The organism is uncultured Fluviicola sp. (genome assembly GCF_902168135.1).
GTDB lineage: Bacteria > Bacteroidota > Bacteroidia > Flavobacteriales_D > Crocinitomicaceae > Fluviicola.
Map to the genome: position 1 here is coordinate 1 of NZ_CABHOL010000046.1, position 22,263 is coordinate 22,263.

Below are 22,263 nucleotides of genomic sequence, written 5' to 3' on the forward strand. Positions count from 1 at the left end.
GTTGGAGTGATACTCTATGTGGTGAATATGCTTTTATTCGGTGCAGTTGTAGGGAAAATCCGTGATGAGATCGGAAAAACCGAACGAATTGGTGCGGCTCTCCGGGCTTACAGCGAAATGCTCCGGTTGATCGAAAACAGGGAATGGAAGTCTGCCAGATTACAAGAAATCCATTCAAAAGTCCATTCGAAAAACCAGGCAGCAAGTGCATTACTGAAAGAAGCTTCCAAAATCTATGAAAATATGGACAGCATCAACAATGGCATGGCTGTTTTCTTATTGAACGGCACCATTCAATTCCACGTGCATATTTTCCGACAGCTGGTCAAATGGAAAAAGAACCACCGCGAATCGATCAGTCAGTGGATCGAGCAGATTGCAGAAGTGGAATGCATACTTTCATTTAGCAATTTCCGGGTCAATAATCCTGAATACTGTTTCCCGGATTTAAACAGCGATCAGATTTCTTTCGAAGAATTGGGACATCCGTTAATCTCAAAAGACAAACGTGTCTGCAACTCCATTGCCTTCGACCAGGAACGCTTCGTTATTCTTACCGGATCAAATATGTCGGGGAAAAGTACCTTCCTCAGAACACTTGGAATTGGAGTGATTCTTTCCAATGCAGGTTCGGTTGTTCCTGCTAAAAGTGCGCGGTTCTACCCCATTCCATTATTGGTTTCCATGCGTTTGAGCGATTCACTGGAAGAAAGTACTTCTTATTTCTTTTCCGAAGTAAAGCGTTTGAAATTGATCATCGATAACCTGAACCAGGGTCCGGCTTTTGTTCTGCTGGATGAGATTCTGCGTGGAACGAACTCAGACGACAAGCAAAACGGTACAATCGGAATCGTGGAGCAAATGGTGCGTTTGAATGCAATTGGAATGATTGCTACACACGATTTGGAGGTTTGTGAAACCACCCGTTCACATCCGGCGTATTTAAAAAACAAATGCTTCGAAGTAGAAATCAGGGACAACGATTTGTTTTTTGACTATAAACTCCGGGATGGAATTTGTAAAAATAAAAGTGCTACATTCATCATGAAAAAATACCAGGTAATTTGAAAACAAAACTTATACTTTCGCTGCTGCTCTTCCCTATTTTAGGAAATGCCCAATTAACAGATATTACAGCTCAGATCACTCAAAATCCGGGGAACCTGAACGCCTATGTTCATGAACCGATCAATAAACCAACGAAGAAGGTTCCGCTGGTATTGGTACTTCACGGCTGCAACCAGGATGCCGCTGAAATCTCAAACGGATCCGGTTGGAACAAACTGGCAGATTCATTGAACTTTTTTGTCCTTTATCCGGAGCAAAAAAACGCCAACAACATGCTAAGATGCTTCAATTGGTTTTCAAAAGAGGACCATGAAAAAGACAAAGGTGAAATTGCCAGTATCCATGAAATGGTAAACTATGCGGTTTCTCATTATTCTGTTGATCCTGCGAAAATCTATATTTACGGTGTCAGCGCAGGTGCAGCAATGAGTGTTAACTACATGGCTTGTTATCCGAATACAATCAAATCGGGAGCAATTTTGGCAGGGACCGCTTACAAACAGGTTGAATCCGTAGGAAAATCTTTTTCAGAAATGAAGCAGCCAACCATGTTCAGCGACTCGATACTTCGTAAGCGTTTGTACTCCCAGGATTCGCTTTACAAAGGAGAATTCCCCCAACTGATTGTTGTTCACGGAACCGATGACAAAGTAGTTCAATACGGGAACGGAGAAGTATTGATCAAACAGTGGAAAACAGCATTCAATGTTACCTCCGAATCAATGAAACAAATGTCAGGCGGGCCAGCTACACCGACCATCATGCGCACCGACTACAAAGATACAAAAGGCCGCTCGGTGATTATTTTGTACAAAGCCAGCAAATGGGGGCATTATTTAATGATCGATCCGGGACCCGGTATCAACCAGGGTGGAGAAGTTTCCAAACATGCAAAGGACGGTGATTTTTTCAGCACCTACCAGATTGCAAAAGACTGGGATTTAATTAAAAAGTGAAAAGTTAAAATTGAAAAAGAGAGAAAACTTCGCTTCCGTTAAACATCAGGCATCAACACCGTTTCTCTTCAATTCCCGCCTTTCAATTATCACTTTCAGATTAACAAGTTATTAACCTTTGAATCAAAGCAATAACAAGCAAATCAAAGCGTTAAGAAGGTTTAAACGAAGCATTTGTTCTTATTCTGTTAATATTTATACTGAAAAAAGGGTGAATTTTTGACGGATACATGTACTTTTGCACCGAAATAAGTTAGCCTTTACGCTTTCGCAGTAGCTTCAGCGAAGGCACAAGGGCAAAACAAAAAGACATTTTATGAATGAATTTGGTAAACGAGGAAAAAACGCCGATTTAAAAGCAACTATCGGATTAGAAAATCTCGGTAACGTATTTTGGAACTTAACGCCAGCAGAACTAGTAGAAGACACTATCATCAGTGGTCAGGGTGTGTTAACGGACACCGGGGCAATCGCTATTGAAACAGGTGAATTCACTGGTAGATCTCCGAAAGATCGTTTTGTTGTTCGCGATGCTAACACAGAAAACAGTGTTTGGTGGGGTGATGTTAACATTCCTGTTTCTACAGAACAATTCGATGCGTTATACAACCGCATGAAGGCTTATTTGATCGGGAAAGACCTGTATGTGCGTGATGCATATGCTTGTGCTGACGACAAATTCAGAATGAACATTCGTGTAACAACCGAGTTCCCATGGTCAAACATGTTTGCATACAACATGTTCCTTCGTCCGACAGATGCTGAGATTGAAAACTTTGACGCTGAGTGGAACATCGTTTGTGCTCCGGGATTCAAAGCTGATCCTGCAATCGACGGAACACGCCAGTCGAATTTCGCAATTTTGAACTTCACTCGTAAAATGATCATTATCGGTGGTACGGGATATACAGGTGAAATCAAGAAAGGTATTTTCTCTGTATTGAACTACGTATTGCCACACGAGAAAAATGTACTTTCCATGCACTGCTCTGCAAACGTAGGAGAGAATGGCGATACAGCAATTTTCTTTGGGTTGTCAGGAACAGGAAAAACAACTTTATCTTCTGATCCGAACCGTCGTTTGATCGGTGACGATGAGCACGGCTGGTCTGATAATACGGTATTCAACTTCGAAGGAGGTTGTTACGCAAAAACAATCGATCTTTCCAAAGAAAAAGAACCGCAGATTTACGATGCAATCAAGTTTGGAGCAATTTTGGAAAACATCGGTTTCCACGAAGGTACTTCAACTCCTGATTACACAGATGGTTCTATCACAGAAAACACACGTGTTTCCTACCCTATCGATTACATCGACAATATCATGAGTCCGTCTATCGGGTCAGGACCCAAAAATATTTTCTTCCTTACAGCTGATGCATTCGGTGTATTGCCTCCGATCTCCCGTTTGACGAATGAGCAGGCTATGTACCACTTTATGTCGGGATATACAGCTAAAGTTGCAGGAACTGAGGTTGGTATTACAGAACCGACAACAACGTTCTCTGCTTGTTTCGGAAAAGCATTCTTACCGCTTCACCCTGCGAAATACGCAAAATTATTGGGTGAAAAATTAGAAGGTACAGACATTAAAGTGTGGTTGATCAACACAGGTTGGTCAGGTGGTTCTTACGGAGTTGGAAGCCGTATGAAATTATCTTACACACGTGCAATGATTACAGCTGCATTAACAGGGAAATTGGATAACGCAGTTTACGAAACATTGCCGGTATTCGAATTATCATTCCCTACTTCTTGTCCGGAAGTTCCAAGCGAGATCCTGAATCCGCGTGAAACCTGGGCAGATAAAACAGCTTATGACAAAACTGCCAACCATTTGGCTGATCAGTTCGTTAAGAACTTTGAACAGTTTGCGGCAGAAACATCAACAGATATTTTAGCAGCAGCTCCTAAGGTTACTGTTTAATCTAGTTTTATTATTTAGCTAAAGGCTCTTTCCGCTGTGGCGGAGGGAGCTTTTTTTTCTTTGTTCTACTAATTGCGAGAAGCTCATGGTGTTTTTTTGCGCGCGGAACGCTTACGCCTTAGCTATGCGCCTACGCTGAAGCTCCGGCGTAAGCATAAGCGTTGGCGCATCTCACAGATTACGCGGAAATTTGAATTATTAGAACTTCGTTAGCTCAGTTAAGTTAGTTCTAAAAAAGCACAAAGAAGATGTTTTAGAAATTGATAAAAAAGTTTAATTATTCATTTAACAGCAAACTTTCAGCTAATTTTCCATCCTTAAATTTTAAACGTTCAATGAACCAAACTTCAACCACCCTTGTAATCAATGAGGGAAAAACTTTAAACTACCTGATCCCGTTAATTTTCTGTGCCCTGGGCGCATTAATCAGCTTAGTACTTTTCTGGCCTCTGGGAATATTATTTTCGGCAATTGCTATCATACTTGGATTGATCGAAACCGGGTTAGAATTTAACCCGCAAACAATGGAGTACCGCAAGTACAAATCGTTATTTGCTTCAAAATGGGGCGAGTGGAAGAAAATCCCGGATCCTGACAGCTTTCATTTGCGCTTATCCGTTGAAAGTCATACCTACCGAACTTACGCAATGGGAGCAAGCCCCAATTATTATGGAAATGGAAATGGTCGGTCAACTTCCAAATCTATTACTTACGACATCATGGTGAAGACCAAAAATGAGCAGTGGATCATTCTTTATGAATTCCTAAGTTATAAACTTGCTCTCAACTTTGTAAAACACATGCGGGAACTTGAATCCTTTGAAATCACGGATCACATAGCTTTAAAACTGGAAGAAAATCAGCAAAAACGCATGAATCGCATGAGATAAATCTGTAAGTTTACATCTATGAAAGCGCTTCTTTTTTCACTGGTTTGCATCGTTTCATTCGGAGTAAATGCACAGTTGGATTTCACTAAATTATCCGACAGTTCTTACGTTTTTACCACTTATCAGACTTACAAAGACGTACGTATCTCGGCTCATGGTTTATTGAAAATTACTTCCGGCAGTTTGGTCATGATCGATACTCCCTGGGACACTACTCAATTTCAGCCCCTTCTCGATTCGATTGACCTTAAATTCCATAAAAAAGTATCATTGGTGATCTGCACGCATTGGCACGAAGACCGATCGGCCGGATTGGAGTTTTACAAGAAAAAGGGAATTGCAACTTACAGCACTTACGCCACTAAAAATTTATGCGCTGAAAATCATTTCCCGCAGGCTGAATATACTTTCGAGAGCGACACTACTTTCCGCATCGACAATACCGTTTTCGAAACATTTTACCCCGGAGCCGGGCATTCTTCAGACAATATTGTCGTTTATTTTCCCGCTGATAAAATCCTGGTCGGCGGCTGTTTTATCAAATCCGTGGAAGCAGAAGACCTTGGAAATCTATCCGATGCCAATATTGGCATGTGGCCTGTTGCTGCCAAAACACTGATCAAAAAATACCCGAAGGTCAAAATTGTGATTCCGGGACATCAAAAAATCGCTCCCGGGAAAAAAGCCCTCAAGCACACCTTGAAATTGGCAAAGCAGAAATACAAAGGTCGGAAACAGGATAAGAAAAAGGCAAAACATTAGTTCCATGTCCCAAATCTTCAAAGAACACCTTCAAAAGTTTATTTCCGTTTCAGACGAAGAGTTTGAAAAAATCCTGGGCTATTTCAAGATTATACAGGTAAAGAAAAAAGAAATCCTGCAGCACGAAGGAAAATTATGCAGACATCAATATTTCGTTCTTACAGGATGCCTTAGAAAATACCTGCTCAATGAAAAAGGCATCGAAGTAACCACCGAATTCGCTCTTGAAACCTGGTGGATCTCCGAAAACCGGGCTTTTGAATTCCAAACGGAATCTTTATTCAGCATTCAGGCAGTTGAAAATTCAGAAATATTGACCATTGATTTTCAATCAATGGAGAAACTATACACCGATTTTCCGATCATGGAACGTTATTTCCGGTTTGTTTATCAGCGTGCATTCGCAGCTTATCAAATGCGGATCAAATTTCTGTACACCATGTCCAAAGAGGACTATTTCTTCCATTTTTACGATTTGTACCCCGAGTTCGTGCAACGCGTTCCTCAATACCTGCTCGCTTCTTTCCTGGGACTCACTCCGGAATATCTCAGTGAACTCAGAAGAAAAAAGCGTTCTTAAACCAGTTTAAGTTTTTTCAGTTGGTTGTTCCTGAACTTTGCTCCATCATTATTTAAAGATCAAACACATGGAAAAGAGAATCAACATTTTGGAGACAGAACCGGCAGCGACAAAAGCCATGTACGGTTTACAGGGGTACATCGAGAAAAGCGGGTTAACGAAGACACACCAGGAACTAATCAAAATAAGAGCTTCTCAGATAAACGGCTGTGCTTTTTGTATCGACATGCATACAAAAGACGCTTTGAAACATGGGGAAACAATCGATCGTATTGTTTTATTAAATGCATGGAGAGAAGTGAATGACCTGTACACCAAAGAAGAACGCATTGTTTTAGCATTGACAGAAGCGGTAACGTTAATCAGTCATGAAGGAATTCCTTCCGGGCTTTACAAAGAAGCCAGCGAAACATTCGACGCCAATTATTTGTCGCAGATCATTGTAGCTATTGTAGGGATCAACTCCTGGAACCGGATCGCAATCAGCGGATTGTTCCAGCCGGCGAAATAAAAGAACAAATACCAATAGCCAAAGCTCCTGGTTTTAAATCAGGGGCTTTTTAAACAACCAGTCTATTTGAAATTTTATACTTGAAGATATAAATAAGCTTGGCGAAGCTGTAAATTAAAAATCCCCCTCAGCATAACCGAGAGGGACTTTATTTTATGTGGTAGCTAACAATTAATCGAGATCTGTAACTAACTGATGTTTCTCGATTAATTTCCTCAAATTAATTAACGCATAACGCATTCTTCCCAATGCAGTATTGATCGAAATATCTTCCATTTCAGCAATATCCTTGAAGGACAGATCCTGGAAAATGCGTTTTTCAATGATTTCTTTTTGACTTTCCGGTAAATGCTGGATCAGTTCGATCATTTGTTTTTCCAATTCTGTTTTGGAAATACGCTGTTCGACATTCAGATCTTCCATTTTCAGGATAGAAAAAATATTAAAGTCCTCGCTCTTCGCATTGCGTTCACTTACCAGTTTCATTCTTCCGTGCTTACGAAAATAATCGATCACCAGGTTTTGTGCGATACGCATGGCCCAGGGCAGGAATTTTCCTTCCTCGTTGTAATTCCCAAGCTTTAAAGTTTGGATAATCTTCACAAATGTTTCCTGGAAAATATCTTCAGCGATCTCACGCTCACGGATCTTATGATAAATGGAACGGTATATTTTGTCTTTATGACGCATCAACAAAACTTCAAAAGCTTGTTCGTTTCCTTCTAAATAATAATGAATAAGGACTTGATCGTCTAGGAATTTCATAGCCATAATTCTACTCTTATACGGGTGCAACCCAGTTGTTTATTAACAGTTTAAAGTAGAATTTTCTCTATAGGCTCTATGAATTATTTTCGGAAAGATAGAATTATTTCAACTAATATCAAAAAAAAACTTAAAAAATTACGAATGCCGAATTCTTAATTACGAATTTGAGGTTTATTAATCCTGGCTATAACTAGTGTTGTTGCTAAAAATAGAACCCAATAAATTCATGTATAATTCGGCTTCCGGAACTCGTAATTCGGAATTAATTACCGAAATTTGTACTATGTCTGAGAGATACATTCACATCAAAGGCGCACGCGTCAATAACCTTAAAAATCTGGAAGTTAAGATCGAACATGGTAAGTTTACTGTTATCACAGGACTGTCCGGTTCCGGGAAATCTTCCCTGGCATTCGATACCCTTTATGCAGAAGGACAAAGACGGTATATCGAAAGTTTATCTTCCTATGCGAGACAGTTCCTTGGGAAATTAGACAAACCAGAAACGGATTTCATCAAGGGAATTGCCCCTGCAATTGCTATTCAGCAAAAAGTAATTACTAATAATCCGCGATCAACAGTTGGTACAACAACAGAGATCTACGATTACCTGAAAATATTATTCGCACGGATCGGAAAAACCTTCTCTCCCATTTCCGGAAATGAAGTCAGAAAAGATTCCGTGACAGATGTCATCAATTACATTTCCAGCCTGGAAAATGACATCCGCTTGTTGATTACAGCTCCTTTTCCCTCCCTGGAAAAATATGGCGTTGAAAAAACGTTAAAACTACTGAAAGAACAAGGTTATGTCCGTGTCATGCACAACCACGAACTCAAGCAGCTGGAAGATCTCCAGGCAAAAGACCTGAAAGTTTCCGATGCTATTCAGATTGTTATTGACCGGATCGTAACCCAGGAAATGGATAATGATTTCTCCGGGCGGTTAGGAGATTCCATTCAGCTTGCTTTTATGGAGGGTCACGGAGATTGTTCGGTGATCCACATGGGAAGCATGGAAGAACGAACTTTTTCCAATCGGTTTGAATTGGATAACATGACGTTTGTAGAACCATCTCCTCACCTCTTCACCTTCAACAATCCATTCGGCGCGTGCAAAACCTGCGAAGGCTACGGATCCATTATCGGGATTGACCCGAATTTAGTGATTCCTGATCCGAGTTTAAGTGTTTACGAAGGTGCGGTTGTTCCCTGGAAAGGCGAAGTAATGGGTGAATACAAAGACGAATTGGTAAGAAATGCCCGGAAATTCGATTTCCCGATCCATCGTCCGGTGGAAGAATTAACGGAAGAACAATTGGAATTGCTGTGGAACGGTAACAGTCACTTCGCAGGAATCAACGGTTTCTTCAAATTCGTGGAGAGCCAATCCTATAAAATTCAGTACCGTGTACTGCTTTCCCGCTACAGGGGAAAAACGCTTTGCCCGGAATGTCACGGAACACGCCTGAGAGAAGACGCGAACTACGTAAAGGTCGGCGGAATCAGCATCAAAGAATTGGTTTTAATGCCCATAGAAAACGCTTTGAAATTCTTTGAGAACCTGGAAGTCGATCCCCTGGAATTAAAAATAACGAACCGTATTTTGCCGGAAATCACTCAGCGGCTTTCCTTCCTGACAGAAGTCGGACTTGGCTACTTAACATTGAACCGTGCTGCAAATACGCTTTCGGGAGGGGAATCCCAACGGATTAACCTGGCAACATCCCTGGGAAGTAGTTTGGTAGGTTCCATGTACATTCTTGATGAGCCGAGTATCGGGCTTCACCCAAGAGACACGGAGCGATTGATCGGGGTTTTGAAAAAACTGCGCGATATCGGGAATACCGTAATTGTAGTAGAACACGAAGAAGACATGATGCTTCATGCAGATGAGATCATCGATATTGGTCCGGCTGCCGGAAAGTTCGGTGGAGAAGTCGTTTTCCAGGGGAAATTTGATGCACTCAAAAAAAACGACACCAGTCTTACCACTCAATACTTAACAGGAGTGCGTGAAATTCCTGTTCCTGCAAAACGCCGCAATGGAAAGAACAAGATTTCTGTTATCGGGGCAAAAGAGCACAACCTGAAAAATGTTTCGGTTGACTTCCCGTTGAACCGAATTGTAGCAGTCACCGGAGTCAGTGGTTCCGGGAAATCCACATTGGTGAAAGAGATCCTTTACCCGGGAATCCGTAAGTACCTCGGACAATTCGGTGACCACCAGGGAAATGTGAAACGCATCGAGGGAGATCTTTCCAGTATTGCCGAAATCGAATTGATCGACCAGAATCCGATCGGGAAATCTTCCAGGAGTAACCCGGTAACTTATGTAAAAGCATTCGACGATATCCGTGAATTATTTGCCAAGCAAAATGCAGCAAAGCACAATGGTTACAAACCCGGATTTTTCTCTTTTAACGTAGAAGGAGGCCGCTGTGAAATGTGTGAAGGAGAAGGTGTTGTAACAGTGAGCATGCAGTTCATGGCCGATGTACATTTGGTGTGTGAAACCTGTGGCGGAAGCCGTTACCGCCAGGAAGCCCTCGAAGTCCTCTACCGTGACAAGAATATTTCAGATATTCTGAATATGGATATATCTTCCGCCCTGGCATTTTTCAAGGAAGGAAAAGACAAATTGGAAGAAAAGATCGTGCAGAAAATCCAGCCGCTGGAAGATGTTGGTTTGGGTTACCTGCAAATGGGACAATCCAGCAGTTCATTGAGCGGTGGTGAAGCACAACGCGTGAAACTCGCTTCTTTCCTGATCAAAGGCGCACAGAAAAGCAATAAGACCTTATTCATTTTTGATGAACCTACAACGGGACTGCATTTCTTCGATATCGAGAAATTACTGATCGCTTTCAATCGCCTGGTTGACGACGGGCATTCCATTATCGTAATCGAACATAACATGGATGTAATTAAAGCAGCGGACTGGATCATTGACATTGGTCCGGAAGGTGGAATCAATGGCGGGAACATTCAATTTACAGGTACTCCGGAGGAATTGGCAGCAGTAAAAGACAATTATACCGGAATGCACTTAAAGCATAAATTGAAGTAAAATCAGCGCTTGAACCGATTCAAAATCATTACTTAAAGCATTTCTTTAAGTGACACTTATTAATCGATGAAACAAGTATTTTACCCGACGAAAACTACAAGAAACAGAAACCTTGTTGAGAAAAAAAAGAGAATAGCTTACCTTAGTCGTATGATTTCAAGGTTAAAAATATTTTGCTTCACACTATTCATTATTAACGGGTTACAATCCTGTTCTACTGAATCAGAAGTGCACGATCAGAACGTTTCTCCGCTTTCCGTTAAGGACTATATCGCCGAAGGAGAAAACGATGATTACACAGCTTCGGCTGAAGATTTAAAAGTGCAGTTCCACGGTTGTAAAGCGCATCAATAGAACCTTAACCATTGCTTGTGCTGAGCTTGTCACTTCAAGCCGTGTCATACGCAACAGCATGGGCACAAAGAATTAAAAAACGACGGATAACTTGGGTTATTCGTCGTTTTTTGCTACAATAAGTTCTCCCTCGCTTCTGGCTATAACTGCTGATGCCAGGCAATTTCCAAGCACATTAACGGAAGTCCGGGCCATATCCATCAAAGCATCTATACCCAAAATAATACCGGCCTTTTCTACGCTGATCCCTAAATGCTTGTAATCCATCAAAGTTGTAGTCAAGATCACAAAAGAGGCTCCGCGAACTCCCGCCACACCTTTACTCGTAAGCATCAGGGTGAGGCAAATCGCAATCTGTTGGCCAATAGTCAGGTCCACTCCGCTCATTTGAGCTACGAAAACGGTTGCCATAGATAAGTACAAGGTTGTCCCGTCCAGATTAAACGAATACCCCGTCGGAATTACAAACCCTACTATTTTTTTAGGAACACCGAAACGTTCCATATTCTCCAATGCTTTAGGCAAGGCTGCTTCACTGCTGGCAGTTGCAAACGCAATAGAGATCGGCTCTGTTACGGCTTTGAGGAATTGGCGTATCGGTACTTTTGACAGCAATGCTATCGGAAGGAGTACCACCAATACAAAAATGATCAGCGTTACGTATAATGTTGCCACCAGTTTCATCAGATTCCCCAACACCTCCGTTCCGGAATTGGCGACCGTATAAGCAATGGAACCAAAGACCGCCAGCGGTGCCACATACATGACCAGGTCTGTAAACTTAAACATGACTTCCGACAAACTTTCCATCCAGTTGAGCATTGTTTCTTTATGCTTCAGGTTTTGTACCAAACTCAAAGCAATGGCAAAGATCAATGAGAAAATTACGATCTGAAGCACCTGGTTCTCCACAATTGACTTGGCAAAGTTCTCCGGGAAAATATCCACCAAATGGTCTTTCGGTTTTTCCAATTGAGCTAGCAGATCAGCAGATTTTTCTTTCATTTTTTCAGTGACTTCAACCTGCTGCACTCCCTTCCCTGCCTGGGAAATATTGATTGCCGCCAATCCAAGGAAAAGCGCAAAAGTGGTTACAATCTCAAAATAAATGATACTCTTTAAACCGATACGTCCAACTTGTTTTAAGTTTCCGTGTCCGGCAATTCCTACAACTAAAGTCGAGAACAGCAATGGAGCAACCAGTGTTTTGATCAGACGCAGGAAAATGTCTCCGAAACGTTTCAATTCCAACGACATTTCCGGGAAGTCGAGACCGAAAGAAACACCGATAATCATGGATGAGAAGATCCAAAGCGACAGTTTCTTGCTGCGCATGGAATAGGCAATCAACCCGCCCATAAGTATGATTTTCAAAAGGAATGCACTAAATGCAAGTGAATCCACCAACATTCTTTCCAGGTAAAGCAAACCGGCAACGGCGAGATACATTGCCAGGTAGTAAACCAAATTTCTTTTGGCCCTGAAAAAGTACAATCCGGCAACCACGCCGCCAACAAAAGTCCCGACTAAGGTCCCAAGGATCAATAATCCGACAGGATCTACCTCATGATTAAATATTCGGACCAGGAATAAGATGGTATAAAACACAACCAACGTAAGAAGCAGGGTAATTAATTTCTTGTTTTTCATGAAGAATCTTTAAACCGAATTTCGCGGTGACCACAAATTTAGCAGTATAATGAAGAAAACAAAACGGTTTTTTTCAATCCGGCATTCACTTCAAAGCCTAATTTAAGTTATAAAAGATCATTTTTTTTGAAAAAAAACAAATTCATAGTGCTTGTCTAAGGAATATTTGTAATATTGCAACATCGTTATTAAAATCACATTGCATTTTCGCAAGTATTCAGTCGAATACAAACAACTAGTCCAAAATTTTATATGAATAAAAAAGACTTAGACGGTAAGTTATTACCAGAATTAAGGGAAATTGCTAAATCTCTGGGAGTAAAGAAAGTAGAATCATTCAAGAAAAATGAATTGATCGAACAAATCCAGGCAAATTCAGCAAGCACTACAACTACTGAAACCGAAAAGGCTCCGGCTAAACCGAAGGCAAAGAAAGCTGCTGAATCGAAAGCACAAGCTCCTGCCACTGATTTATTTTCTACAGAGACTCCGGAAACCGCTAAAACTGAACCAACGGAAGTTAAGCAGGAAACACCGGTATCAAAGGAAAAACGCAAACGCATTTCAACACCTGAGGCAGCCGCGACGGAAATCAAAGCAGAACCGCTAACGGAAGAGAAAACAGAAGCTCCGAAAGTCGCAGAATCAGGAACTCAGGAGGATAAAACTGCCGATAAACCCAAGCCTTTTGAACGTTTATTGAATAAAAAGCCGCAAAACCAAAATCAGCAGAATCCGCAGAATCAGCGCAACCAAAATCAAAATCGCCAGAATCAGCAAAATCAAAATAGTCAGGGCGAAAACCAAAATACTCAGAACAATCCTCAAAACCAGGAGCGTCAGAACAATAATAATCAGCAGCGCAACCAGAACAATGGCAATCAGCGCAATCAGAACCAGAACCAAAATCGCCAGCAGCATCAAAATCAGGCTCAGCAAGAAGAAAAAGTGGATGAAGAAGCTTACAACTTAGTTGGGATTGTTACAGCTGAGGGTGTTTTGGAAGTAATCCAGGATGGATACGGGTTTTTGCGTTCTTCCGATTATAACTACCTGCCGTCTCCGGATGACGTGTACGTTTCTCAAAGCCAGATCAAATTGTTCGGTTTGAAGACCGGAGATACGGTTAGAGGGACAATCCGTCCGCCAAGAGAAGGTGAAAAATTCTTCCCGCTGGTAAAAGTAGATTCAATCAACGGAAGAGATCCGGGTTACATCCGCGATCGCGTTCCATTTGAATACCTGACACCTTTGTTCCCGGACGAAAAGTTCAAATTAACGGGACATAAGGACGAATCCATGTCGACACGTGTAATGGACCTGTTCGCTCCTATCGGTAAAGGTCAGCGCGGAATGATCGTGGCTCAGCCTAAAACAGGTAAAACCATGTTATTGAAAGATGTAGCGAATGCAATTGCTGCGAATCACCCGGAAGTTTACCTGATTGTTTTATTGATTGACGAACGCCCGGAAGAGGTTACGGATATGGCCCGAAGTGTAAAAGCAGAAGTAGTTGCTTCTACTTTTGACGAACCGGCTGACCGCCACGTAAAAGTTGCCAACATTGTATTGGAAAAAGCAAAACGAATGGTTGAATGCGGTCACGATGTAGTGATCCTATTGGATTCCATCACACGTTTGGCTCGTGCATACAACACGGTTTCTCCTGCTTCAGGAAAAGTGCTTTCAGGTGGTGTTGATGCAAATGCATTACACAAACCGAAACGTTTCTTCGGTGCTGCGCGAAAAATTGAGAACGGTGGTTCCCTTTCTATTCTTGCAACTGCATTAACGGAAACAGGTTCTAAAATGGACGAAGTAATCTTCGAAGAATTTAAAGGTACGGGTAATATGGAGCTTCAGCTGGATCGTAAGATCTCCAACAGAAGGATTTACCCGGCTATCGACATCATTGCGTCAGGAACACGCCGCGAAGATTTGCTGGTAGGGAGAGATGTACTTCAAAGAGTTTGGTTACTTCGAAAGTTCATTGCAGACATGAACCCGGTAGAAGCAATGGAGTTCGTAAAAGGACACATGGACAATACCCGTTCCAACGAAGAGTTTTTAGTATCAATGAATTCATAATATCTTGAATCCTTCCGGGCCAGCCGGAAGGATTTTTTCTTTTATCACATGCGCACATCAACAAAAATTGCATTATTGTTTGCAGGTATTTGGTTTTTAGGAAAATACTGCTTCTTTTATTTCCAGGTACTTCAAACTACCGAAAAATATCCTATCCAGGTAATGTGGAATATCCTTTGCCTCCTTTTGGCAATGTCTATCGGAAGTATTATTGAGAAAAGAAAAGAAATCAGAAGTGAAAGCACCGCTTTGGGCGATATCAAATCCATTCTGGGAATTGGAATGATTTATACCCTGGTTGTTGGCGGATTGATCTACCTGTATTATGCCAAAATTGATCCTGCATACAATGAGAACCAGATAGCAGTAATCCAGGAATCCATGGAAAAAATGGTTGAAAACCCGGAAGAACTGAAAAAATTCAAAGCGGAAAGACCGGAATTCGAAGCTTTCTCAAAAGAAGAAATCCTCGAAAAATCTGCTGAAAGCATTCGTCCGTGGTATCAGGCAAGCACAGTAATGACCATCTCCCTTTTGGGAATGCTGATGCTCTCCGTAATCAATGCGCTTGTACTAACAATTATCTATCGCAGGGTACTTTTCAGACAACCCAAACAGTAGTATCTGTATCTTTTTAAGATCAACTAATAATCCGCTTAATCTGCGGAAAAACAGTAGGGGCGGAAAATTTTCCGCCCCTACTGTTTTAAATTCAATCGATGAATTAGAAATTACCGCTCGTTTAGTTATCCAATTAACTCATCCCCCAATTTCTCATAATCAATCCCGTCGAAATTCCCCGATGACATCATCAAAAGCACCGAATTATCCCAATTCTTAGCACGAATAAAGTCCAACACTTCCTGTGTGTTGTTTACGACCTTCACATTTCCTCCAAAAGCGTCCTGAACCTGCTTGATCGTCAAAGGTTCCAGTTTCTTATGCGCTACAACTGCCGGACTAAAATATACCAGTGCTTCATCTGCAGCGTTCATTGCGCCGTCATATAACGGTAAAAACTCCTTTCTCAAAGAAGAAAAAGTATGAAGTTCCATACAGGCAACTACATTCCGATTCGGATATTGTTCCTTAACAGCAGAGGTCGTAGCCTTTAATTTAGACGGAGAATGCGCAAAATCCTTAAACATTGTAAAAGAACCATTTTCTGCTACTTTCTGAAGCCTCTTCCCTGCTCCTTTGAATGTTTTGATTGCTGTCAGGAAATCGTGATTGGGAATATGCATCGATTCAGCCAAATGCATCGCACCAACAAGGTTTTGAAGGTTGTGCGCCCCGAAGACGTTCAACTCATATTCTTTTCCTTCGTAAGACATAATTGTTCCGGTTTCTGTTGTCCGGTATACCGGTGTCTGATATGGTTTGGTTTCCAATTTAGAAGCAAACTCTTCTCCAAGGCTTTTCACCGCCGGATCTTCCGAGTTGTAGACCAATTTTCCACCTGGTTCAATCACTTCGCAGAATTTCCGGAACTGGTCCACGTAATTTTCCCACGTTGGAAACACATTGATATGGTCCCAGGCGATCCCACTAATTAAAGCAGTATCCGGTTTGTATAAATGAAACTTGGGTCTTCTGTCTATCGGTGAACTCAAATACTCATCACCTTCCAGGATCATAAACGCAGCATCTTCTGAAAGTCTCACCATGCAGTCGTATCCTTCCAGCTGGGCTCCGACCATATAATCCACGTTCAAGCCTAATTCATTCACAACGTGAAGCAGCATAGAGGTAATAGTCGTTTTACCATGGCTTCCACCAATTACAATACGGTATTGGTCTTTGCTTTGCTCATACAGGTATTCCGGGTAAGAATAGATCGGGATGTTCAATTCCTTTGCTTTCAACAGCTCCGGGTTATCTTCCCGGGCATGCATTCCAAGAATAACAGCATCCAAATCTCCGGTAATCTTTTCCGGGAACCAACCGATTGAAGCAGGCAGAATTCCTTGTTTTTCCAATCGGGTCCTTGATGGTTCAAATATTTCATCATCGGAACCGGTTACTTTCGCTCCTTTTCGGGACAAAGCAATCGCTAAATTGTGCATTGCACTTCCTCCAATTGCAATAAAATGAACATTCATAGACCTGCTATTTAAATTTAGGTCGAAATTAGTGGAATTGAAAGACAATAAAACAAGTAGGGGCGGAAAATTTTCCGCCCCTACTTGTTCATAATAATAATAACTGTTTTAATAATTACGCTTCAATTTTGCGTCCTGTGTCTCTTTTTGCCAAACCAATTCCGTAGTAGGCTCACCGTTTTTTTGGTATGTTACCATATTCATGGTCTGTGTTCGAATGTAAACATTCGCCTTTCCGTCAATCACAACAACTCTTCTGGTAACAATTGCAGAAACAAGTCCGTCCGATCCCATTTGATCAAACTGCTCCTGGTTAACTCCTTCTTTGTATTTAGTCAAATCCACTTCATAAGCTCCTGTTGTTACTTTAACAGGTTGTTTCGACTCAATTTCATCAATCGACTTTTTAGCTGCCACAGCTCTCTCATCACTTTTTTCAGCGATAATTTTACTCGATGTTCCTAATTCTTTAACAGAATTCTTAAGCAACAAATCATTTTCAGTAGAATGACTGTTTTGACCCGCATTCTCGTTGACCTGTTTTTGGGCGCTGACGATTTTGCTGTTATTCTCAACTATTTTCTGATCATTTACTTTTTGCTGGTCTTGCTGAGATTGATTGTTCGCATTCTGAATTTCTACAAAGTTCTTTTTGTTATCAGCCGCGGCAATAGACGGCAGTTCTGCTCTTTTTTCAACCTCCAGGGCTTTCTCATTCAAAATCTTCTTATTCTCAATATTTTTCACATACGCTTTATTGTAATCAGCTCTGTCGATTTCTGTTTTTTCATCTCTTTTACGCTCAACAATTTCAATATTGTCTTTATGAGCGTCTACTCTGCTGGCGACAGCCTCTGCAACAACCTTGGTAGTTTCTTCATTTTTATCTGCAAAACGCTGTAAATTCTCGGCATGAGCTTTATCATTATCAAGCTTCTTTTCAGAGTGGACCTTCTCGATCTCCTTCATTTTTTCATCATTGTTAAAAGAAAGCTTTTTATCTTCAACGGTTTTAAGTGCAACATTATTCTCCACACCTTTCAGGATCTCCTTGGTTTCAACAGTTCTTTCTGCGGCCTGTTCCGAATTTTCACGCATCAGATCAGACTGTACAATAGAAGCATCTTTTACTTTCTTTTCTTCAGCAAGGCGTTCCTCGAAGTCATCGATCCTGTTTTTCTCCAGGTCCAATCGAATTTCCGTAAAGGCTTTGTCATTTTTTGTAATATCGGAATAGGATTCGTTAGACTTTTCGACTTCAGTAGCATTCAAATTTACGGAAGACTTTTTGAGCACCTCATTATTATCAACAGCAGCTCCGTCCAAAGCACTATTGGAAACAATCACAGCCTGTGTTGCTGCCTCCAGTTGCTGTTTCTGGTTCACGATATTCAACTGATTGATCATGCTGTTTTCCTCGTTGCTTTTCGTCAGTGTCTTCTCTTTTTCGACCATCAAATCAACGTTATTCTGGACTTTTACATACGCTGCAGCGTCACGAGCACTGTTATCAACTCTGATTTCACCCAAAACACTATCTGCCGATAAAGCCTGGCTATTTTGTTTTTGACTTAGTTCACCGGTTCTATCCGTAGTACCTCTTAGCTTCTCCGTCATTTTATTCGTACGTTTCGCTTTCCGTGTTTCAGATGTTTTCTGCAATCTTTTAGCTCCCTCAATCAATGAATTGTCCGTTTCCTCACCTAAACTTGCTAACTCAATTTTATTAGACTTCGGTTCAGTTGTCGTCTTACTTGCTACCGGCTGAGTCGTAATATTCTGAATTTCTCTCAGACGCTGTTTCGGATAAGGATCAGAAGGTCTTAGTCCGGAAGCACGCTCATAAAGTTCTTTTGCTTTCGTATAATTCTTGTTATCAAATTTATCGTCCGCACCGCTGATAATATTTCTGTAAGCACGCTCCTTGTCGGCATCTGCCTCTTCCCTCAGTTTAATTTCACACTTCTTCGACTGCTCATACGCATAAGCATTCGAAGGGAATTTGGTAAGAATATTATCATAAGCAGATTTAGCTGCAGACCATTTACTGTTATTGAACTCCTGGTCGGCCGCAGCAATTAACCCCTGAAGCTCTTTATTCACCGCATTTTCTTTGGCAATATCATCCAGGATTTGACGCATTTCAGCAATTTTATTCTGAGCAGTCTGATCTTTTGCTTTGTGTCTTAAAGCTTCTTCATACTGAGTGATTGCACCGTTGTAATCTTTATTTGAAGCAGCATTATTTCCTCTGTACATCGCCGCGTCGTATAGTTTTTGCTCTTCCGCAGCAGGATCTACTTTATTAGCAAGTAATGCCTGTAATTCGGCAATTTTTTGATCCGGAACAATGTCATCCGGTTTGATCGTTTTTGCTGCCTTGTAAGCATTGATTGCATCTTCCAGTTTATTAGCTTTCGCCAATCCATCAGCTTCGGCCATCTTTTTGGCAAACAGGTTTTGTTGATCTAAAGCCTGCTTTTCTGCCTTTTCAATATCCGCAATTTCCTGCAATTTTTGTTTCGGGTACTGGTCAGCCGGTCTGAAATTGATAGCACGGTTGAACATTTCCTTCGCTTTCACATAATTCTTTTCGTCAAAAGCCCTATTTCCTACATCAATAATCTTTTGATATGCCTGATCACCATCGAATGTTTCCTGTTCAGCCAGCTTTTTCGCTGCATCTGCTTTTTCAACCGGTAGTTTCTCATAAGGCTTGAGCACCAAAGCAGAATTGTAAGCCTGGATTGCATCCGTATATTTTTTTGCCAGGACCAGGTCATCTCCTTTTTTCAAAGCAGCCTGGTATTCTTCTTCCACTTTCTGCTGCTCGGCATTTTGAAGTTTTAATGCTTTGATTGCTTCAATGCGGTTCTTCGGTTCCTGCTCATTGCTCTTTACCGCCAAAGCCTCCCCGTATTTCACGATTGCCTCGTCGTATTTTTTGGCTGCCTCCAACTCTTTTGCTTCGGTTAGAACAGCGTTGTACTTTTTATTGAGTTCAGCATCTTTGAGCTCTTCTGCAATTTTCTTATCACACCAAATAATTGCTTTCGCTACCTCGTCGTCTTCCTTGATTGCTTTCGCTTCCAGGTATTTTTGCTTTGCTTCTACATATTTATTTTGGTTCTGGAACGCCATTCCTTCCCCTTTAAGCTTATCAAAAGCAGCTTGTTTTTGAGCTTCGCTTGCCTGATCATTTTCCAGCTTCAGGATCTCAGTCATTTTTTCAGAAGCAGTATTATTCGATGGATCCAAAGCCAGTACCTGCTGGAATTTTCCTCTTGCTCCGTTCAGGTCTTTTTTGGACAAAGCAGCAGAACCCTCCGTCAACAATTGGTTAATTTGCTTTTCCTTGTCTGCTTTTGCCATCAATCCGTCAATTTCCTGGATTTTTTCTTTCGGAAGTGTTTGTGCCGGATCTAAAACAGAAGCTTCTTCAAATTTCTTCTTTGCTTCTGCCAGCTTGTTTTGCCCCAATAAATCGGTCCCCGCTTTCACAGCGGCATCGTATTTATCTTTCTGAGCAGCGGCCTGCGCATTATCAGCAAGGATCTTGGTTACTTCATCCAGCTTATCTTTTGCCTCTTTCTTCGTATTATCAATCGTAGTTGCTGCAAGGAATTTCTCTTTAGCCGTCGTGTAATCCTTTGAACTCAACGCTGCCATACCCGCATTAAATGCATCCAGGTATTTTTGGTTCTTATCTTTCTCGGCATTCGCAGCGGCCTCTTTTTTACCAAGTTCGATCAGTTTTTGTTTTGGAACTTGTGAAGCGGCATCCAGCAGTTGAGCTTCTTCATACTTCTTTTTAGCTGTTTCAAAGTTCGAAGCCGTCAAAGCAGCATCACCATCCGCAATTGCCTGATCAAATTTCGCCTTATTCTCAGCTTTCTTGCTTTCTGCCAGAATTTTTGCATCCACAGCATCAATCTTAGCCTGAACAGCCGCATCCGGGATCAAAGCAATCGATTCTTGGTATTTTGCTTTCGCATCGGTATACTTCATGGTTTTGTCTAAAGCATCACCTTCTGCTACCAATTGTTTGGCTTTTGCAATTTTCTCCGCATTTGCCTTTTCAAATTCCAATTGTTTATTAACCTCTTCTATTTTTGCCTTCGCCTCAGCATTATCTTTATCCAAAGTCAAAACCTGCTCGAACTTAGCTTTTGCTCCCGGATATTGTTTTGCGGTAAGAGCCGTATTTCCTTCCGCCAGTAATTTGGTGATTTGCTCTTTCAGGGCATTTGCTTTCGCAATTTCATCCAGCTTGACTTTTGCCTCTGCGATTTTATCTTTCGGGTAAGTTGCCGAAGCTTCAAAAGTCAAAGCTTCCTGGTATTTGGCAACTGCCTCAGACCATTTTTCTTCTCCCATTAAAGCATCACCGGCTGCAACTGCATCGTTGTATTTTTGTTTCTTGTCCTGTTCTGCTTTTTGTGCATTCAGTTTACCTTCCAAATCAGCCAGTTTCGCAGTAGCTGTAGCATCACCCGGTCTGATCTTTAACGCTTCTTTGTATTTATCGCGTGCAGCCATCCAGCTTTTTTGACCATAAAACCCGTCTCCGGCTTTCATTGCTGCATCGTATTTCGCTTTGTTTTCTTCGTCTTTCTTAGCAGTTTCAATGGCTAGTTCTGCTTTCACAATTTCATCTTTCGGATACTGTTCCTGCTTTTTCCCCAGTGCTTCATTGTACCTCGCAATAGCTTCCGTATATTTTTTCTGGTCTCTTAATGCATCAGCTGAAGCAATCAAAGCCTTGTACTCACTATCCAACTGCGCATTTGCAAGATTGGCGGATTTCGCAGCTTTTAAAATTCCATCAATTTCAATAATTCGATCATTCGGATGTTTTTCAGCTTCTTTCCCTTTGATTTTTGTAGCTGCCTCATACTGAGTTAAGGCTTCTTCGTATTTCTTAGCTGTAAACAGGGCATCTGCCTGCTTGATAATCGAATTATAATTAGCTTCCCCCTGTTTTTGAGCACCTTCCGCATCTTTCATGATTTTCTCGATCTTCTTCGCCATTTTATCGGCAAGGATCTGGTCGTACTGCAAAACGGTATTCTGACCGTCAAAGTAGAATTCCGTGATCGGGTTGGTTTTGACGTAGCTGTAATCGACATTCGGTTGTTCATCGAACAGGGAAATTTGTGCCTGACCTTCCGGCTTGGATGTTCCCTGGAGTAATTCGTCGTTTACATTGGAAACGTTGATATTCAACAAGCGGGAAACCTTACCGGCTTTTGATACTTCGACTTTATACTTCTTCCCGGCTTTGAGCAATAACTTCACTTCACCTGAAGCGTCTGTAGTCATGGTTGACACAGTACTTGAGCCCTCCATTAGCTTTACTGTAACACCGGATTCCTTCTTACCTGTGGTATAGTTGGTAGTTTTAATGAAGAAATTCATATCAATCTGTCCAAAAACCAGGTTGGTCAGAAAGAAAAAGGAAATTAAAATAAGGAGTTTCACTCTCATGTTTTTAGTTTATTCTAGTCGTAGTACAACCGAAATTGATTTTGGTTTAA

General features: G+C 41.4%; 14 protein-coding genes and 1 pseudogene. 11 read left to right on the top strand and 4 right to left on the bottom strand.

The genetic code is table 11. The annotated features are described in order from the left end of the window. The 7 genes and pseudogenes from QZT69_RS15615 to QZT69_RS15645 all read left to right on the top strand — a co-directional run. Positions 1-1,068, top strand: a pseudogene (locus tag QZT69_RS15615) (DNA mismatch repair protein); the annotation flags it as partial. Beyond that, the gene (locus tag QZT69_RS15620) at positions 1,065-2,024 is read left to right on the top strand and encodes a PHB depolymerase family esterase (RefSeq protein WP_294677073.1); all 960 of its coding nucleotides are present in this window, start codon (positions 1,065-1,067) and stop codon (positions 2,022-2,024) included. The pseudogene QZT69_RS15615 and the gene QZT69_RS15620, both read left to right, overlap by 4 nt. 316 nt (positions 2,025-2,340) lie before the next feature. Next, a complete protein-coding gene (gene pckA / locus QZT69_RS15625) occupies positions 2,341-3,951 on the top strand; it encodes a phosphoenolpyruvate carboxykinase (ATP) (protein WP_294677074.1) in 1,611 nt (536 codons plus the stop codon). Between the two features lie 335 nt (positions 3,952-4,286). Beyond that, positions 4,287-4,841: a hypothetical protein gene (locus tag QZT69_RS15630; protein WP_294677075.1), complete on the top strand. Its 555-nt coding sequence runs from the start codon at positions 4,287-4,289 to the stop codon at positions 4,839-4,841. Positions 4,842-4,859: 18 nt separating this feature from the next. Then, positions 4,860-5,603 (top strand): subclass B1 metallo-beta-lactamase, encoded by a 744-nt coding sequence (gene bla, locus QZT69_RS15635; protein ID WP_294677076.1) that lies wholly within the window; start codon positions 4,860-4,862, stop codon positions 5,601-5,603. Positions 5,604-5,607: 4 nt separating this feature from the next. After that, the gene (locus QZT69_RS15640) at positions 5,608-6,183 is read left to right on the top strand and encodes a Crp/Fnr family transcriptional regulator (RefSeq protein WP_294677077.1); all 576 of its coding nucleotides are present in this window, start codon (positions 5,608-5,610) and stop codon (positions 6,181-6,183) included. 67 nt (positions 6,184-6,250) lie between these two features. Next, on the top strand, positions 6,251-6,694 hold the full coding sequence (locus QZT69_RS15645; RefSeq protein ID WP_294677078.1) for a carboxymuconolactone decarboxylase family protein: 444 nt from the start codon (positions 6,251-6,253) through the stop codon (positions 6,692-6,694). 171 nt (positions 6,695-6,865) lie between these two features. Here the strand turns inward: QZT69_RS15645 and QZT69_RS15650 are convergent, their stop codons facing one another. Further along, complete coding sequence (locus QZT69_RS15650; protein WP_294677079.1) at positions 6,866-7,465, bottom strand: sigma-70 family RNA polymerase sigma factor; 600 nt, start codon at positions 7,463-7,465, stop codon at positions 6,866-6,868. 280 nt (positions 7,466-7,745) lie between these two features. On the opposite strand from QZT69_RS15650, the gene uvrA reads away from it, so the two are divergent. After that, the gene (gene uvrA, locus QZT69_RS15655; protein WP_294677080.1) at positions 7,746-10,532 is read left to right on the top strand and encodes an excinuclease ABC subunit UvrA; all 2,787 of its coding nucleotides are present in this window, start codon (positions 7,746-7,748) and stop codon (positions 10,530-10,532) included. Positions 10,533-10,682: 150 nt separating this feature from the next. Further along, on the top strand, positions 10,683-10,886 hold the full coding sequence (locus tag QZT69_RS15660; protein ID WP_294677081.1) for a hypothetical protein: 204 nt from the start codon (positions 10,683-10,685) through the stop codon (positions 10,884-10,886). Positions 10,887-10,982: 96 nt separating this feature from the next. On the opposite strand, the gene QZT69_RS15665 is transcribed toward QZT69_RS15660, so the two are convergent. Further along, positions 10,983-12,536 (bottom strand): cation:dicarboxylase symporter family transporter, encoded by a 1,554-nt coding sequence (locus QZT69_RS15665; protein WP_294677082.1) that lies wholly within the window; start codon positions 12,534-12,536, stop codon positions 10,983-10,985. A gap of 252 nt (positions 12,537-12,788) precedes the next feature. On the opposite strand from QZT69_RS15665, the gene rho reads away from it, so the two are divergent. After that, positions 12,789-14,624 carry a transcription termination factor Rho gene (gene rho, locus QZT69_RS15670; protein ID WP_294677083.1) on the top strand — a complete coding sequence of 612 codons (1,836 nt, stop codon included), beginning with the start codon at positions 12,789-12,791 and terminating at the stop codon, positions 14,622-14,624. 48 nt (positions 14,625-14,672) lie between these two features. Then, positions 14,673-15,245: a DUF4199 domain-containing protein gene (locus QZT69_RS15675; protein ID WP_294677084.1), complete on the top strand. Its 573-nt coding sequence runs from the start codon at positions 14,673-14,675 to the stop codon at positions 15,243-15,245. A gap of 125 nt (positions 15,246-15,370) precedes the next feature. Here the strand turns inward: QZT69_RS15675 and murC are convergent, their stop codons facing one another. After that, a complete protein-coding gene (murC, locus tag QZT69_RS15680) occupies positions 15,371-16,726 on the bottom strand; it encodes a Mur ligase family protein (RefSeq protein ID WP_294677085.1) in 1,356 nt (451 codons plus the stop codon). A 108-nt stretch (positions 16,727-16,834) separates the two neighbouring features. After that, positions 16,835-22,213 carry a hypothetical protein gene (locus tag QZT69_RS15685; RefSeq protein ID WP_294677086.1) on the bottom strand — a complete coding sequence of 1,793 codons (5,379 nt, stop codon included), beginning with the start codon at positions 22,211-22,213 and terminating at the stop codon, positions 16,835-16,837. Positions 22,214-22,263: the final 50 nt, after the last annotated feature.